A 16,425-nucleotide genomic window follows, 5' to 3' on the forward strand; every position below is an offset into this window, starting at 1 on the left:
ATTGGTAATGTGTTAGGAATGATTTTGGCGCATATTTTTTGAGGGAAGTTCTGTTTTTAAGCTTTAATAACTTATTTTTGTTTGTTCAAAAGTTGCATTTTATGAAAACATATTTTTTGTTTATTGTCGTGCTTTTCTCTTTAATCTCTTGTGAAGAAGATATTAGTTTTAATAATCCTTCGCTGCAAGGTATGAAGGATAACGTGTTTTGGAGAGGGGTGCAATCTAAAGCAACATTAGCTGGTGATGGATCTTTGCTTATAGAATCCTTTACAGCAAATGAAACTTTATCCTTAAAAACCACTTCTACTACGGCTCAAACTTATTTTTTAGGAACCAGCGAGACCAAAAAAGCGACTTATACGATTACTGATGTTACGAATGGTTTGGTTACTTTTTCTACAGGTTTTGGGATAGGAGAGGGGCAAATTGAGATAACGGATTATGATGCTGTTAATAATACCGTCACAGGCACGTTTAAATTTAATGCAAAAAATACAAATACAAACTCGTTAGCCAGTCCTGTTGTGAATTTTCAACACGGAGTTTTTTATAAGGTTCCTGTAGTTAGTTCTCTTGTTCAGTAATCTATGAGGAGTTGGTTTCTTAAAACACTTCGAGTATTAGCTTTAGGATGCTCGTTTTCTTTTTTTTAAATTAAAATAAAAACATAAATAAGCTAATATATAGTAGATTAGAAAAAAATAACAGTACATTTGTTCTATTATTTAAATAAGTACATATGAATATTTTTGTTGGAAGCCTTCCATTCAGTATTGAGGAAGCAGATTTAAGAGAGTCTTTCGAGGCTTACGGAGCAGTTGATTCAGTTAAAATTATTACTGATAAATTTACTGGAAGAAGTAAAGGATTTGGTTTTGTTGAGATGCCAAATGATGACGAAGCTCAAAAAGCAATTGACGAATTGAACGGTGCTACTGTTCAAGGACGTGCAATCGTAGTAAACAAATCTGAGCCTAAACCAGAAGGTGAAAGAAGAAGTTTTAACAATAACAGTCGTGGTGGAGATTCACGCGGTGGTTATGGTGGTGGAAACAGCCGTGGTGGAGATAACCGTGGTGGTGGAAACAGAGGAGGATATTAATATTTTTTTCTACAATATAAAAAAAGGTGTCAATTTATTGACACCTTTTTTGTTTGGATATTGTTGAGACGCACGGCAGTGCGTCTTTACTATAGATTAGCAACCAACCAATCTCCCACTTCGCTGGTTTTATAGGCTTTTGAATCTTTAGAAGCTAAATCTTCAGTTACAATTCCTTGCTCCAATGATTTGTTAACTACTGCTCTAATAGCTTCTGCTTCTGCTTTTAGTCCAAAAGCATCTTCAAACATCATTGCAGCGGATAGTACTGTTGCTAATGGATTGGCAATGTTTAAGCCTGTGGCTTGTGGATACGATCCGTGAATAGGTTCGTACAATGAAGTATGCTCTCCTACAGATGCTGATGGCATTAATCCCATTGAGCCTGATATTACTGAAGCCTCATCGGTCAAAATATCTCCAAATAAGTTTTCTGTAATCAATACATCATACGAATTAGGCCATTGCACTAAACGCATCGCTACAGCATCAACAAATTCATAACTTACCGTTACTTCAGGATAGTCTTTTTCCATAGCTTGTACAGTTTCTCTCCACAAGCGGGAAGTCTCCATTACATTGGCTTTATCAACACAACATAGTTTTTTAGTACGGGTCATTGCCAACTCAAAACCTTTTTTTGCTAAACGTTGTACTTCTGCTCTAGTGTAAGTACATGTGTCAAATGCAGTCTCGCCATCGTCTTTTCTTCCTTTTTCTCCAAAATAGATCCCTCCGGTAAGTTCTCTCAAAAAAACCAAATCAGTCCCTTCGATGCGTTCTCTTTTTAAAGGAGAATTGTCAATCAAAGATGGAAATGTGAAGGTTGGACGCACATTGGCGAACAAGCCTAATTTTTTTCTCATCAGTAATAAACCTTGTTCTGGACGAATGGGGGCACTTGGGTCATTATCGTATTTTGGATGTCCAATGGCTCCAAACAAAACGGCATCTGCTTTCATGCAAATTTCATGTGTTTCATCAGGATAAGGAACTCCAACGGCGTCAATGGCACAAGCTCCTGTAAGAGCAGGCGTCCAAGTGATTTCATGGTTGAATTTTTTTGCAATAGCATCCGAAACTTTTACAGCTTCATTGATTACTTCAGGTCCAATTCCGTCTCCGGCTAAAAGGGCTATGTTAAATTTCATATTAATTGTGTTTTCCTTCCCCCAAGCCCCCCCCCTCCGAAGGAAGGGGAGACTAGGTGGAATAGGATTGGGTTTATTGTTTGTGTTAAATCTCTTAAATTTTATTTAAAATTTGACGGTCCAATTTCGTCGTGGCTCCCTCCCCTTCGGGGAGGGCTGAGGAGGGGATTACATTCAACATTTTTTGGGTCGCTATGATTGCGGCAACTGTTTGGTCTGAATCTAGTCCCCTGGTTTTAAATTCTTTTTCATTATTCGTCCAGGTAATTATGGTTTCGCACAATGCATCAGAACTGCTTCCAGGAGGAATTCGTACAGCATAATCAATCAATTTTGGTAATTCTAAGTTTTTGCTTTTATATATTTTTGCCAATGCATTCATAAAAGCATCAAATTGCCCGTCACCTTGTGCATGCTCTTCAATCACTTCCCCGTCTATTTTTAAAGATAAAGTGGTCGATGGGCGCATGCCTTTTGCATGAGATAATATATAGGACTCAACAACAACTTTTTCTTGATAGGTTTGGCTATCCAAAACATCAGAAATAATATAGGGCAAGTCTTCTTTAGTGACAGTCTCTTTTTTGTCGCCTAGTTCAATGATACGTTGTGTAACTAATTTTAAGTCTTCAGGATTTAATTTCAACCCTAATTCCTGAAGGTTTTTTTCGATATTGGCCTTGCCAGATGTTTTTCCTAAGGCATATTTTCGTTTTCTTCCAAAACGTTCCGGAAGCAAATCATTAAAATATAAATTATTTTTATTGTCGCCATCGGCATGGATACCTGCAGTCTGCGTAAATACATTGTCGCCAACAATAGGTTTGTTAGCAGGAATTCTATAGCCGGTAAAAGTTTCTACCAATTTACTCACAGAATACAATGATGATTCTTTTACACCGATTTCTATTTGTGGTAAAAAGTCATTGATTACGGCAACGGTGCTTTCAAGTGGTGCATTTCCAGCACGTTCTCCCATTCCGTTTACCGTGACGTGAAGCCCTTGAATACCAGCTTTTACAGCTTCCATTACATTTGCGATGCTTAAATCGTAGTCGTTATGGGCGTGAAAATCAAAATGAGTATTTGGATATCTTGCTATAATTTTCGAAATGAATTCAAAAGTTTCTGAAGGAATTAAAACACCTAAAGTGTCCGGCAATAACACTCTTTTTATTGGTTGTTTTGTCAAAAAATCTAAATATTGAAACACATATTCAGGGGAATTGCGCATTCCGTTACTCCAATCTTCCAAATATACATTGGTTTCAATATTATTTTCTTGAGCCAATGCAATGGTTTGAGCAATCTCGGTAAAATGTTGTTCAGGCGTTTTCTTTAGTTGATGCGTTAAATGGTTGAGAGATCCTTTGGTCAGTAAATTTTGGACTTTGGCTCCAGTCTTTTTCATCCAGTCTATCGAAAGCCCGCCGTCAACAAAAGTTAAAACTTCGATTCGGTTGGAATAACCTTTCTCATTAGCCCAACTCATTATCCCTTTTACACCTTGAAATTCTCCTTCGCTTACCCGTGCCGAAGCAATTTCGATTCTATCAATATTTAATTCTTCCAGCAATAATTGCGCAATGGTTAGTTTTTCTGCAGCAGAAAATGATACTCCCGATGTTTGTTCACCATCACGGAGCGTCGTATCCATTATTTCAATTTTTCTTTTTTTCATTATAAATTTGATGCTAAAAGTGGTTTCGACTTCAGTGATTTGAAATCTTGTTGTTGTATTTTATAAAATGGTAAAACCAGTTATCTGGCTTGACGATACTATTGAGCATACGATAACTGCATTTTTATTGTTTGTTTCTAGTAAGGAAGTTGATTGGCAAAACCAACAATTTCTTCTTTGATGTTTTGCAAATAATCAATATCATCAAAACCGTTAACCATATTATCTTTTTTGTATCCGGAAATATCAAAAGATTCTTTTTGACCGGTTGCTTTTAATGTAATGGTTTGTTCCGGAAGATTTATTTCTAATTCTGTTTTTGGATCAGCTTCAATAGCCTTGAAAATAGTTTCAGCAAATTCTGGACTTACTTGTACCGGCAAAACACCAATGTTTAAGCAATTCCCTTTAAAAATATCTGCAAAAAAACTAGACACAACTGCACGAAATCCGTAATCGTAAACGGCCCAAGCCGCGTGCTCTCTTGAAGAACCCGAACCAAAGTTTTTCCCGCCTACTAGTATTTTTCCACTGTAAGTTGCGTCATTCAAAACGAAATCAGCTTTTGGTGTATCATCTCCGTTGTATCTCCAGTCTCTGAAAAGGTTGTCTCCAAAAGCTTCACGTTTAGTAGCTTTCAAGAAACGTGCTGGGATGATTTGATCGGTGTCCACATTTTCTATTGGTAGTGGTACTGCACTACTCGTAAGGATATTAAATTTATCGTATGCCATTGTGATTTTTGATTTTTGATTAACGATTTCTGATTTTAGATTTACCTTAAGGAAAATGGAATCGTAAACGCTAACTAATATTATTTTATATTCTATAATTTAAACTGAATGCTGTGTCGATTTTAACGAAATCTGAAATCAAAAATCGTTACTCTACATTCTGAAATCTTTTAAAACAAATCTCTAGGATCTGTTAGTTTTCCAGTTACTGCAGCAGCAGCGGCCATGATTGGACTTGCCAATAATGTTCTTGAACCGGGACCTTGACGACCTTCGAAGTTTCTGTTTGAAGTGCTTACTGCATATTTTCCTGCAGGTACTTTATCATCATTCATCGCCAAACAAGCCGAGCAACCTGGTTGACGCAATACAAAACCAGCTTCAGTAAGAATGTCCAACAGTCCTTCCTCTTTAATTTGAGCTTCTACTACGTGAGAACCTGGAACCAACCATGCTGTAACATTATCTGCTTTTTGTCGCCCTTTTACAATTTCTGTAAAAGCTCTAAAATCTTCAATTCTACCATTGGTACAACTTCCTAAGAAAACAAAATCAATTGGCTTGCCAATCATTACGTCATTTTCTTCAAAGCCCATGTAACCTAAAGATTTTTTATACGTTTCGGCGCCACCTTCAACTTGGTTGGCATTTGGAATATTTTTTGAGATACCAATTCCCATTCCAGGATTTGTACCATACGTAATCATTGGTTCAATGTCTGAAGCGTTGATGTTCAATTCTGCATCAAAAACAGCATCAGCATCTGTTTTCAAAGTTTTCCAATATTTAACTGCTTTTGTCCAAGCTTCGCCTTTTGGAGCGTATAATCTTCCTTCTAAGAAATCGAATGTTTTTTGATCCGGAGCAATCATACCACCACGAGCACCCATTTCGATACTCAAGTTACAAACCGTCATACGACCTTCCATAGACATGTTTTCAAAAACATCTCCAGCATATTCTGCAAAATATCCTGTACCTCCAGAAGTAGTTAATTGAGAAATAATATAAAGTGCAACGTCTTTTGGACCAACACCTTTGCTCAATTTACCATTTACGTTGATGCGCATTTTCTTTGGTTTCGGTTGCATGATACATTGTGTCGCCATCACCATTTCTACCTCAGAAGTTCCAATTCCAAAAGCAATAGCGCCAAAAGCACCATGCGTAGAAGTGTGAGAATCTCCACAAACAATAGTGGCGCCTGGCAAAGTAATTCCGTTTTCAGGACCTACTACGTGTACGATTCCGTTTTTTTGATGACCTAATCCCCAGTGAGAAATTCCATATTCTGCTGCATTGTCTTCTAATGCCTTAAGTTGATTGGCAGACAAGACATCTTGAACCGGTAAATGTTGATTTATAGTTGGCGTGTTGTGATCCGCAGTAGCAAAAGTGCGCTCTGGATATAAAACAGAAATACCTCTTTCTTTTAAACCTAAAAAAGCTACAGGACTAGTAACTTCATGGATGAAATGACGGTCAATAAAAAACACGTCTGGTCCATCTTCAATTTTACGCACCACGTGCGAATCCCATACTTTGTCAAATAATGTAGTACTCATTTTAATATGTTTTTAATGTATTTTTTTATAGCCAAGTTGGCTAAGATGATAACGATGAAAGCAAAACTAAAAAAAGAATCAAGTCTTTATTTTTTAATATTTCATTATATACGATACCCAAAATCGTATTAGGGTATTTCTTTGCTGATTTTTATCTTTTAGGCTTCTTTTTTATTCGTGCAGTTTTTTATTTAGATAAAATAAAAAATCTATTTGTTGAAGTTTTTGTTATTTATCGAATAGTTAAAATACGCTCCTAAAAAGCTGTTATATTTATGGATATTTAATAAAATGGAATTAAAAACGACTTTTTTTTAATTTCAAACTCACTATTTGACTTTTGTCGAAGTTGTTTTTCTTTGTGATTTTCTTTGTAAATGGCATATTTTTTACCTGTATTTCAGTATTTTTTTTTGATGAAATACTACGACATCCAAAAAATGTATTTTTTTGTTTTTTAGAATAGGATTAAATGGAATTAAAGGCATTCATTTTTTATAAATGGTTCATTTATGACAAGTACCTGACAATTGCTTTAAATGAAGATCGCTAATTTTGAATATTATAAAAAATTAAAAATAATATCATGAATTTAAATCAAATCGCTTACAGACTTGGAGTTTTGGGAACAGTAATCATTTTAATTTGGGTGGGACTTTTTAAGTTTACGGCTGTCGAAGCGGAAGCCATAAAAGGTTTGGTCCAAAACCATTTTGCCATGGGTTGGATGTATAAACTAATGTCTGTACAAACAGTTTCTAATGTAATTGGGATTTTTGAGGTTGTAACTGGAATTGGATTAATACTTTCTTTTTTTAATAAAAAAATCGGAATGTATGCTGGTCTGGCTTCGGCTATTATATTTGTTACAACTTTAAGTTTTTTGGCAACCACTCCGGGTGTTTTTAAAATGGTAGAAGGTTTTCCTGTAACTGATTTTTTTATCCTAAAAGACATTCCGTATTTGGCAATTTCTTTAATGGTTTATGCAAAAAGTAAAGAATAAAAATTATTGATAGGTGTTGATAAAATACTGCATTCTTTCTCCAAAAAAAGACTAAATTTGAAATTCATTTTTTGCATTTTTTACTAATTTTAAAGTGTTTAAAACCAGTTAAATACACGGTTTAAATCTATCGATTTAGGCACCCTTCCCTTCGGGGAGGGCTGGGGAGGGATTTATGTACTTAATATTCGATACCGAAACTACAGGATTACCAAAGCGTTGGGGCGCTCCCATTTCAGATACGGATAACTGGCCGCGTTGTATTCAGATTGCTTGGCAGTTGCACGACGATATGGGAAAACTTCTCGAGCATCAGGATTATTTAGTGAAGCCCGAAGGTTTTAATATTCCGTATGACGCGGAACGAATTCACGGTATTTCTACGGAATTGGCGGAAACCGATGGGATTTCGTTGGCAGAAGTTTTAGAAAAATTCAATATAGCTTTAGGCAAAGCCAAATTTATTGTAGGTCAGAATTTAGGTTTTGACATCAATATCATGGGTTGTGAGTTTTATAGAATGGGTGTTGAAAGCCAAATGAGTTCGATGCCTATTCTGGATACCTGTACCGAAGTTACCGCTTCCTTATTGCGGTTACCGGGTGGTCGAGGGGGAAAATTTAAATTACCTACGTTAACGGAATTACATTCTTATCTTTTTAATAAACCTTTTGGGGAAGCGCACAATGCCACTGCCGATGTCGAGGCAACTACGCGTTGTTTCTTGGAGCTAATTCGTCGTGATGTTTTCACAAAAGAAGAACTAGATGTAGAAATTGGCTATTTTAAAGACTTTCAAAGTAAGAATCCAAGCGAGATTAAACTCATTGGATTAAAACATATTAATCTCAAAGAAGCGTCGGATAAAATTCGGCAGCAGTTTGGTGAAAAACAAGCGCCAGCTGTTTCCAGAGCAGTGCTTTCGGAGAATAAGAAAGTCTTAATTGACACACCTTTCGTGCATTTGCATAATCATACACAGTTTTCGGTATTGCAATCTACCATTAGTATTGCGGCATTGGTAAAAGCGGCGGCACAACAAAAAATGCCTGCGGTTGCCATGACGGATCATGCAAATTTGATGGGTGCTTTCCATTTTGTCCGTGATATTTTATACCATAATAAAGCGGTTGAAGCCAAGAATAAAGTAGCGATTGAGAATGGGGAAAAACCTACTGAAGTCCCGATGAAACCGATTGTAGGTTGCGAATTTTTTGTTTGTGAAGACCATAAAAACAAGTCTGTTAAAGACAATGGATACCAAATAGTGCTTTTAGCGAAGACTAAAAAAGGCTACCACAATTTGGCCAAAATGTCTTCCATAGCGTATACGCAAGGGTTTTATTATGTGCCAAGAATCGACAGGAAAGTCATTCAGGAATTCAAAGAAGATATTATTGTTTTGTCTGGAAATCTTTATGGTGAAATCCCAAATAAGATTTTAAACATTGGTGAAAACCAAGCCGAAGAAGCCTTGCTTTGGTGGAAAAACGAGTTCAAAGAAGATTTTTATATTGAAGTGATGCGTCACAATCAAGAAGATGAAAATCGGGTGAATGCGTCTTTGATTTCATTGGCAAGAAAACATGATGTTAAGATTGTTGCAACGAATAATACCTTTTATATAGACAAAGAAAATTCGAATGCACATGATATTTTACTTTGTGTGCGTGACGGTGAAAAACAAACTACGCCTATTGGTCGCGGTCGCGGCTATCGGTACGGATTGCCCAATCAGGAGTATTATTTTAAGTCGGGAGACGAAATGAAACAGCTTTTTGCAAATTTGCCCGAAGCGATTTCGAATATTTCGGAGATTGTGGATAAAATTGAAATTTTCGATTTAGCGAGAGAAGTTTTGCTTCCTAAATTTGAAATTCCAACAGCATTTAATAATCTGGAAGATGAAAAAGATGGCGGTGTACGAGGAGAAAATGCGTATTTAAGACATCTTACTTTTGAAGGCGCCAATCGAAGATATCCTGTAATAACTGAAGAAATTCAAGAACGACTGGATTTTGAATTGTTGACGATCTCCAATTCCGGTTATCCAGGATATTTCCTGATTGTACAGGATTTAATTGCCGAGGCCAGAAGTATGGGGGTGTCTGTAGGTCCTGGTCGTGGTTCAGCGGCGGGATCGGTGGTGGCGTATTGTTTGAAAATTACCAATATTGACCCATTGATGTACAACCTGCTTTTTGAGCGTTTCCTGAATCCGGATCGTGTGTCACTACCCGATATTGATATCGATTTTGATGATGAAGGACGAAGCAGTGTAATGGATTATGTAATCCGAAAATACGGCTCGAAACAAGTGGCACAAATTATCACCTATGGTAAAATGGCAACGAAATCAGCGATTCGTGATACCGCTCGTGTGCTGGATTTACCATTATTTGAAGCCGATAAAATAGCAAAATTGATTCCGGGAATGATGCCGTCTAAATGGAATTTGGCGCGTTTTTTAAATGAAAAAGAAGATGTAATTAAGAAAGCGGTTCGTCCGGAAGAATACGATAAAATAAAAGAATTAATAGGGCTTGCCAATGAAAGTGATTTGGGTGGAGAAACCATTCAGCAAGCCAAAGTTTTAGAAGGAAATTTAAGAAATACTGGGATTCACGCCTGCGGAGTGATTATTACGCCGAGCGACATTACCAATTTTGTTCCTGTGGCTACCGCCAAAGATTCTGATTTGTATGTGACCCAATTTGACAACTCGGTGGTGGAAAGTGCGGGTTTATTGAAGATGGACTTCTTGGGTTTGAAAACCCTAACTCTGATAAAAGACACGGTTAAGTTGGTGAAATATAGAAGCGGAATTGATCTTAATCCGGATGAATTTCCTATTGATGATTTGAAGACGTATGAGCTTTTTCAACGAGGAGAAACGGTAGGGATTTTCCAGTATGAGAGTCCGGGAATGCAGAAATACATGAAGGAATTGAAGCCAACGGTTTTTCCGGATTTAATTGCCATGAATGCGTTGTATCGTCCGGGACCAATTGCTTATATTCCGAGTTTTGTAAAAAGAAAAAATGGCGAAGAGGAAATTATTTATGACCTTGATGCCTGTGAAGAATTACTAAAAGATACGTACGGAATTACCGTTTACCAAGAACAAGTAATGCTTTTGTCCCAAAAACTGGCGGATTTCTCCAAAGGGGATGCCGACGTTTTGCGTAAAGCAATGGGAAAAAAACAAAAGGACGTTCTGGATAAAATGAAACCTAAATTTATCAGTCAGGCTGCCGCCAAAGGCCATGCCGAAGATAAGTTGGAGAAAATTTGGAAAGACTGGGAGGCTTTTGCGGAATATGCCTTTAATAAATCGCACTCGACTTGTTATGCTTGGATTGCCTATCAAACGGCATTTTTGAAGGCCAATTATCCAGCGGAATATATGGCTGCGGTTTTGTCTAATAATATGAGTGATATCAAGCAGGTTTCGTTCTTTATGGAAGAATGCAAGCGTATGGGATTACAAGTTTTAGGACCCGATGTCAATGAGTCGTTTTATAAATTTACCGTAAATGATGATTATGCGGTGCGTTTTGGAATGGGTGCCGTAAAAGGTGTGGGGTCTGGAGCTGTGGCAACAATTGTGGAGAATAGAAAAGACGGACGATACAAATCGATTTTTGATTTGACCAAACGTATCGATTTACGTGCTGCGAATAAAAAAGCATTGGAGAATTTGGTTTTGGCTGGAGGGTTTGATTCGTTTTTAGGAACAACGAGAGCGCAATATTTTCATGATGATGGAGATGGAATTACCTTTTATGAAAAAGCGATTCGATATGGGTCAAAATTTCAGGAAAATGAGAATTCCTCTCAAGTAAGTTTGTTTGGGGATACCAGCGAAGTACAAATTGCAGAGCCTGTTGTACCGCCATGTGAAGATTGGAGTATGATGGAAAAGCTTTCTAGAGAAAAAGAAGTCGTAGGGATTTACATCTCGGGACATCCGCTGGATGATTACAAATTTGAAATGAAACATTTTTGTAATGCCAAATTGGAAGCGCTTAGAAACATGGAATTACATATAGGTAAAAATCTAACATTTGGTGGTATTGTAAATAATATCCAGCATCGAGAAGCTAAGAACGGAAAAGGCTGGGGTATGTTTACTCTGGAGGGTTATGACGAAAGTTATGAATTCCGAATTTTTGGGGAAGAGTATTTAAAGTTTCGCCATTTCTTTAGACAAAATGAGTTTGTTTTTATTAAAGTCAACATCAAAGATGGTTGGGTAAATAGAGAGACTGGTAAAAAAACCGAACCAAGATTACAATTTGTGGAGGTAAAGCAATTGCAAGATGTTTTAGAAACCTTCGCTAGAAAATTAGTCGTGCTATTAAATATAAAGGATTTAGAAACTGATTTTATCCATAAATTAAGTCATCTTTTTCAAGAGAATAAAGGGGATAATACAGTGTCTTTTGAAATCATGGAATTGGAAAAAACCAAACGACTCGTTACTGTTGCTCCTGTTGAAATAGAAAATGAAGAGGCAGCTTTTGTTGATGAAAGCGACGATTCTGATGCATCGATGCTTGAAGTTCCTGAAATAAATAGTACTACAGAAGTCGAAGAGATAAAAGTGGTGACGAAACTAACCATGCCCAGTAGAAAATTAAAAATCAAAATTTCGAATGAATTGTTGGTGGAGTTGGAGAAGATGCAGATTAATTTTAAGTTGAATTGATTTTTTTAACAGTTAAATATTGATTGTAAATTTTACCTTTTAGTTAAAGATTCAACATGCATGCATACTTTTAGCTTTAATTTCGAATATTGTAATGATTGTTCTTTTGTGATGCTAAAGCATCTGTAAAAATTGTCTTATAATTATTTATGTTTGTATAAATTAATTAAGAGTAAAATTATGAAAAAGAACCTGTTTTTATTAGGATTCATGGTTTGTACCATGGCTATGGTAGCGCAAACTGAAAAAAAAGAAAGTTGGTATTTTAAATTAGGCGGATCTTATTTTATGCAAACTGCCGCTACAGAATTCCCAACAGTTGGAGGGAACGCAGCTTTAGATAAAGTTTATGTTGGTGGAAAATTAACTTCGGAAGAAAGTATTACAGGTTCTTTTGGAGAAGGTTTTCGAACTGGAATAACTGCGGGTTACAGATTCAATACTCGTTTAGGTGTTGAGATAGGTGTTAACTATTATTCTAGTAATGATAAAACAATGGCGCAAACGACTACAGATCAAATATTTATATCTAATGGGAGGCCTGTTTATAATTTCAGATCTGTAGGCCAGATTACGGCTTTTGATTTAGCGCCAGCGTTAGTGTTGTTTTTAGGGGAACATAAAGGCTTTGAGCCTTATACTAAAGTGGGTGTTTTGTTGCCTATACACGGTGATTTAGAAATTACTACAGATGCAGTGGCTCCAACAGGTGTGGCTAGTCCAGCAACAGTAGCTGTGCATAGTGTAGATAAGGTAAAGCCAAATCCAACAGTAGGATTTATGTCTGCTTTAGGGACGTCGTATAAATTAGGAAAGAGAATTTCTGCTTTTGCGGAATTAGAATACCGTAATTTTACGGTTCATGGAAAAACTAAAGAAACTACTGAATTTACAACGAATGGTCAAGATGCATTAGCAGGTAGAAGTCAGGCTCAAATTCATACGAATTATGTAGATCGTTTGGATGTTAATTCAAATAATGCTGCAACAAATCCAAATGGGTTAGATTCAACGAAACCAATGGATGAATTGAGTTCTTATGTTGGAATCAGTGGGTTGGGATTAACTCTTGGTTTGAAATACAGTCTATAATCAAGTACAATTGAAATAGAATGAAGACCTTCTGAAAAGAGGGTCTTTTTTTGTGGTCTAAACGTTTAGAAATCCCCAAATGTCATAGCCCTGATGGAAGCGGCATCCTTTTTCTTTTTTCTTTAAAGAGGAAAAGATACAGCGCACAGCAGGACACGAGCGAAGCGAACTGACGGAGTAAATAGCTCCTAATTGTTATAATTTTGAATGAATTGAAACGAGGGAATAAGAATTGACGATGTATTAATAGTCAAAACTAATTTATGAATAGCGTTTGGTTTGTTTTTAATTTCTAAATTTGTAACCGAGTTTGAGACTTTAAATATCCGAACGATAAACTTTAAATAAAAAAATTATGGCATTAGCAATAACAGACGCTACTTTTGAAGAAGTAGTTTTGAAATCAACAAAACCAGTAATGGTGGATTTTTGGGCAGCATGGTGTGGACCTTGTAGAATGGTAGGACCAATCATTGACGAACTAAGCAACGAGTACGAAGGGAAAGTAGTAGTAGGAAAAGTTGATGTTGATGCAAACCAAGAATTTGCTGCAAAATACGGAGTGAGGAATATTCCAACGGTGTTGGTTTTTCATAATGGAGAAGTAGTAGGAAAACAAGTAGGAGTTGCTCCGAAACAAACTTACGCTGATAGTTTAGACGCTTTGTTGTAATCAGTAGATTATGATTTATATAGAATCTGAAAAGATTCAAATAAAAGGTTTGGCGAAAGTCAAGCCTTTTGTTATTTTTATCAAATAATTAATTCTCAATTGAAATGAAAATTCCACATTGCTTTTTGTGTTTGTTTTTAGTAATCAGCTCTTGCCAAACTTTAAAAGAAACCAATATTGTATTGCAAAATGGTGTTTCAAAAGAATTGGCCAGTTTCCGTAAACAACAAGTTTCGGATGTGGCCTATAAGTTGTCATTTGCTATTCCAGAAAAGAAAGATAGCCCGATACCTTCAGAACTAGTGTTAAACCTGAACGTGTTGAGCCTGAAAGAGCCCTTGTATTTGGACTTTAATGAAAAGACCCAAAACTTGAAATCGGTTACTGTGAATGGAGTGGCAATTGCTGTCCAACAGGAGAAAGAACACCTGGTTATTCCGAGAGAAAATCTAAAACTGGGCAGTAACTTGATTGCTATTTCTTTTATAGCCGGAGATTTGTCATTGAATAGAAATGCTGATTTTTTGTACACTTTATTGGTTCCGGATAGAGCAAGTACTTTGTTTCCTTGTTTTGACCAGCCAGATATTAAAGCGAGATATACCCTTACTATTACAGCACCAAAAGATTGGAGCGTGTTGTGTGGAGCGCCATTGGTCAAGCAAATCGACCAAGGTGATTTTGTACAATATGAGTTTGGGGAAACGGACAAGATGAGTACGTATTTGTTTTCTTTTGTGGCAGGAAAATTTAAAAGTATTTCCAAAAATCCCGGGGCTTTTGAAATGAAGATGTTGTTTCGGGAAAATGATGTCAAAAAAATCCAAGCGAGTACCGATGTGATTTTTAAGACGCACCAGCAGGCGATTGATTTCTTAGAAAAATACACGCAACATCCTTTCCCTTTCCAAAAAATGGATTTTGCAGCCATTCCAGTATTTCAATACGGAGGTATGGAGCATGTTGGAGCGATACAATATAAAGAGTCTGCTTTATTTTTGGATAATAGCGCCACCGATAGCGATAAGTTAGAACGAGGCAAATTAATTGCACACGAAACGGCTCACATGTGGTTTGGTGATTTGGTCACCATGAAATGGTTTGATGATGTCTGGATGAAAGAGGTATTTGCTAATTTCATGGCCGGTAAAATCATGAATCCAGTGTTTCCGGAGGTCAACCATGATTTGCAATTTTTAACAACCCATTATCCTAATGCGTATGGGGAAGACCGTAGCGCCGGGACACATCCTATCAAGCAGAATTTAGCGAATCTTAAGGATGCTGGGTCACTTTATGGGAGTATTATTTATAACAAAGCCCCTATTATGATGCGCCAATTAGAAACGTCTATGGGGGAAGAAGCATTTCGAAAAGGAATACAAGTATATATTAAAAAATATGCTAATGATAATGCCGATTGGAATAATTTGGTTGAAATTCTGGATACCAAGACCCCTTTGGATATGAAACAATGGAGTAGTGTTTGGGTCAATCAATCGGGAAGGCCGCTTCTCACGGAACGTATTGTTTACGATGCCGCTAATCGGATCAAAAGTTTCGAAATTTACCAGCAGGCTGAGGATCAGTCTAAAAATCTTTGGCCACAGATTTTCGAGATTGGGTTGGTGTATCCTGATAGTACAAGAGTGATTACTGTTTCGATAAAAAATAAAATGACCAAACTCAATGCTGCAATCGGGCTGGCTAAGCCCATAACTATTATTTATAATTATAATGGTTATGGCTATGGGGTTTTCCCAATAGATGTAGATCGTTTAGATTATTTTCCGTCTGTCCAGAATGAAGTGGCACGAGCCTATAGTTATATCAATCTTTATGAAAATACCTTAACTGGAAAAATTGCACCTTTGGAGGCATTTAATAGTTGTCTTAAAGGGATTGCTACTGAGTCAAATGAATTGGTCGCTAAGTTGTTGTCGAATCAATTGACGTCTATATTTTGGAAATTTCTTAGCCCGAAACAACAGATTGAAGGTCAAAAAGAACTAGAGAATTTAGTTTATCAACGTTTGCAGACCAAGTTGCCGGCAAATCTCAAAAAAACAATATTTGGCTTGTTCAGTTCCATAGCTTATTCGGAATCGGGGAAAGAAAAGTTATACCAAATATGGAATAAAGAAACCACGATTCCCGATTTGAAGTTAAATGAAGATGACTTTACGAATATGGCAATGGATTTGGCTATTTTTCAACACGAAAAGGCAGAAGAAATTCTCAATCAGACCAAAGCAACAATCAGCAATCCTGACAAGCAAAAACGATTTGAATTTTTGCTCCCTTCGTTATCCAAAGAGGAGGCTGTACGGGATGCTTTTATGGAATCCCTAAAAGACGAAAAAAATCGAGAAAAAGAAGCATGGGTACTTACTGCCTTAGGAAATATTCATCATCCGTTGCGTCAGGAAAGTGGGAAAAAACATTTGAAAGACGGTCTGTATTTAATCGAAGAAATTAAAAGAACGGGAGATATTTTCTTTCCAAAAGGCTGGCTTAGTGGCAGTATTGGAAGATATTCGTCGGTTTATGCGTTTGATGTTGTGCAACAGTTTTTAAAAGATAATCCCGATTTTAGTCCAATTTTGAAAAGAAAGCTATTGCAAGCAACCGATGGATTGTACCGAGCCCAAAAAATAATAAAATAATAAATAGTCAAGCCAAATTATTTAACTACATTTTTCAAATA

The 16,425-nt window shown here is 36.6% G+C and carries 11 protein-coding genes; 7 read left to right on the forward strand and 4 right to left on the reverse strand.

Annotated features, from left to right (window positions below; all coding sequences use genetic code 11):
• Positions 1-101: 101 nt before the first annotated feature.
• A complete protein-coding gene (locus E0H99_RS03275) occupies positions 102-587 on the forward strand; it encodes a DUF6252 family protein (RefSeq protein ID WP_131991127.1) in 486 nt (161 codons plus the stop codon).
• A 155-nt stretch (positions 588-742) separates the two neighbouring features.
• Positions 743-1,105, forward strand: coding sequence for an RNA recognition motif domain-containing protein (locus E0H99_RS03280; protein ID WP_099713722.1), 363 nt, complete (start codon positions 743-745; stop codon positions 1,103-1,105).
• 89 nt (positions 1,106-1,194) lie between these two features.
• Here the strand turns inward: E0H99_RS03280 and leuB are convergent, their stop codons facing one another.
• The 4 genes from leuB to leuC all read right to left on the reverse strand — a co-directional run bounded on the left by leuB (position 1,195) and on the right by leuC (position 6,236).
• On the reverse strand, positions 1,195-2,256 hold the full coding sequence (gene leuB, locus E0H99_RS03285) for a 3-isopropylmalate dehydrogenase (RefSeq protein ID WP_131991129.1): 1,062 nt from the start codon (positions 2,254-2,256) through the stop codon (positions 1,195-1,197).
• A gap of 94 nt (positions 2,257-2,350) precedes the next feature.
• Positions 2,351-3,937, reverse strand: coding sequence for an alpha-isopropylmalate synthase regulatory domain-containing protein (locus E0H99_RS03290; RefSeq protein WP_240723432.1), 1,587 nt, complete (start codon positions 3,935-3,937; stop codon positions 2,351-2,353).
• A 137-nt stretch (positions 3,938-4,074) separates the two neighbouring features.
• Positions 4,075-4,671 (reverse strand): 3-isopropylmalate dehydratase small subunit, encoded by a 597-nt coding sequence (gene leuD, locus E0H99_RS03295; protein WP_131991131.1) that lies wholly within the window; start codon positions 4,669-4,671, stop codon positions 4,075-4,077.
• A 170-nt stretch (positions 4,672-4,841) separates the two neighbouring features.
• The gene (gene leuC, locus E0H99_RS03300; RefSeq protein WP_131991133.1) at positions 4,842-6,236 is read right to left on the reverse strand and encodes a 3-isopropylmalate dehydratase large subunit; all 1,395 of its coding nucleotides are present in this window, start codon (positions 6,234-6,236) and stop codon (positions 4,842-4,844) included.
• Positions 6,237-6,822: 586 nt separating this feature from the next.
• Here leuC and E0H99_RS03305 point away from each other — a divergent pair.
• The 5 genes from E0H99_RS03305 to E0H99_RS03325 all read left to right on the forward strand — a co-directional run bounded on the left by E0H99_RS03305 (position 6,823) and on the right by E0H99_RS03325 (position 16,384).
• On the forward strand, positions 6,823-7,242 hold the full coding sequence (locus tag E0H99_RS03305) for a DUF417 family protein (RefSeq protein WP_131991135.1): 420 nt from the start codon (positions 6,823-6,825) through the stop codon (positions 7,240-7,242).
• Positions 7,243-7,417: 175 nt separating this feature from the next.
• Positions 7,418-11,953, forward strand: a complete 4,536-nt coding sequence (gene dnaE, locus E0H99_RS03310; protein WP_131991137.1) for a DNA polymerase III subunit alpha — start codon at positions 7,418-7,420, stop codon at positions 11,951-11,953.
• Positions 11,954-12,133: 180 nt separating this feature from the next.
• Positions 12,134-13,045, forward strand: coding sequence for an outer membrane beta-barrel protein (locus E0H99_RS03315; protein ID WP_131991139.1), 912 nt, complete (start codon positions 12,134-12,136; stop codon positions 13,043-13,045).
• A gap of 355 nt (positions 13,046-13,400) precedes the next feature.
• On the forward strand, positions 13,401-13,718 hold the full coding sequence (gene trxA / locus E0H99_RS03320; RefSeq protein ID WP_131991141.1) for a thioredoxin: 318 nt from the start codon (positions 13,401-13,403) through the stop codon (positions 13,716-13,718).
• Positions 13,719-13,822: 104 nt separating this feature from the next.
• A complete protein-coding gene (locus E0H99_RS03325) occupies positions 13,823-16,384 on the forward strand; it encodes a M1 family metallopeptidase (RefSeq protein ID WP_131991143.1) in 2,562 nt (853 codons plus the stop codon).
• Positions 16,385-16,425 lie beyond the last annotated feature (41 nt).

It is taken from the genome of Flavobacterium sp. GT3P67 (genome assembly GCF_004349155.1).
GTDB classification, from domain to species: Bacteria; Bacteroidota; Bacteroidia; order Flavobacteriales; family Flavobacteriaceae; genus Flavobacterium; species Flavobacterium ranwuense.

Bases quoted from the DNA above. Each gene is read 5' to 3' on its own strand.
- E0H99_RS03275 (WP_131991127.1), top strand. From the start codon at position 102: ATGAAAACATATTTTTTGTTTATTGTCGTGCTTTTCTCTTTAATCTCT.
- E0H99_RS03290 (WP_240723432.1), bottom strand. From the start codon at position 3,937: ATGAAAAAAAGAAAAATTGAAATAATGGATACGACGCTCCGTGATGGT.
- E0H99_RS03325 (WP_131991143.1), top strand. From the start codon at position 13,823: ATGAAAATTCCACATTGCTTTTTGTGTTTGTTTTTAGTAATCAGCTCT.
- leuB (WP_131991129.1), bottom strand. From the start codon at position 2,256: ATGAAATTTAACATAGCCCTTTTAGCCGGAGACGGAATTGGACCTGAA.
- leuC (WP_131991133.1), bottom strand. From the start codon at position 6,236: ATGAGTACTACATTATTTGACAAAGTATGGGATTCGCACGTGGTGCGT.
- trxA (WP_131991141.1), top strand. From the start codon at position 13,401: ATGGCATTAGCAATAACAGACGCTACTTTTGAAGAAGTAGTTTTGAAA.
- dnaE (WP_131991137.1), top strand. From the start codon at position 7,418: ATGTACTTAATATTCGATACCGAAACTACAGGATTACCAAAGCGTTGG.
- leuD (WP_131991131.1), bottom strand. From the start codon at position 4,671: ATGGCATACGATAAATTTAATATCCTTACGAGTAGTGCAGTACCACTA.
- E0H99_RS03280 (WP_099713722.1), top strand. From the start codon at position 743: ATGAATATTTTTGTTGGAAGCCTTCCATTCAGTATTGAGGAAGCAGAT.
- E0H99_RS03315 (WP_131991139.1), top strand. From the start codon at position 12,134: ATGAAAAAGAACCTGTTTTTATTAGGATTCATGGTTTGTACCATGGCT.
- E0H99_RS03305 (WP_131991135.1), top strand. From the start codon at position 6,823: ATGAATTTAAATCAAATCGCTTACAGACTTGGAGTTTTGGGAACAGTA.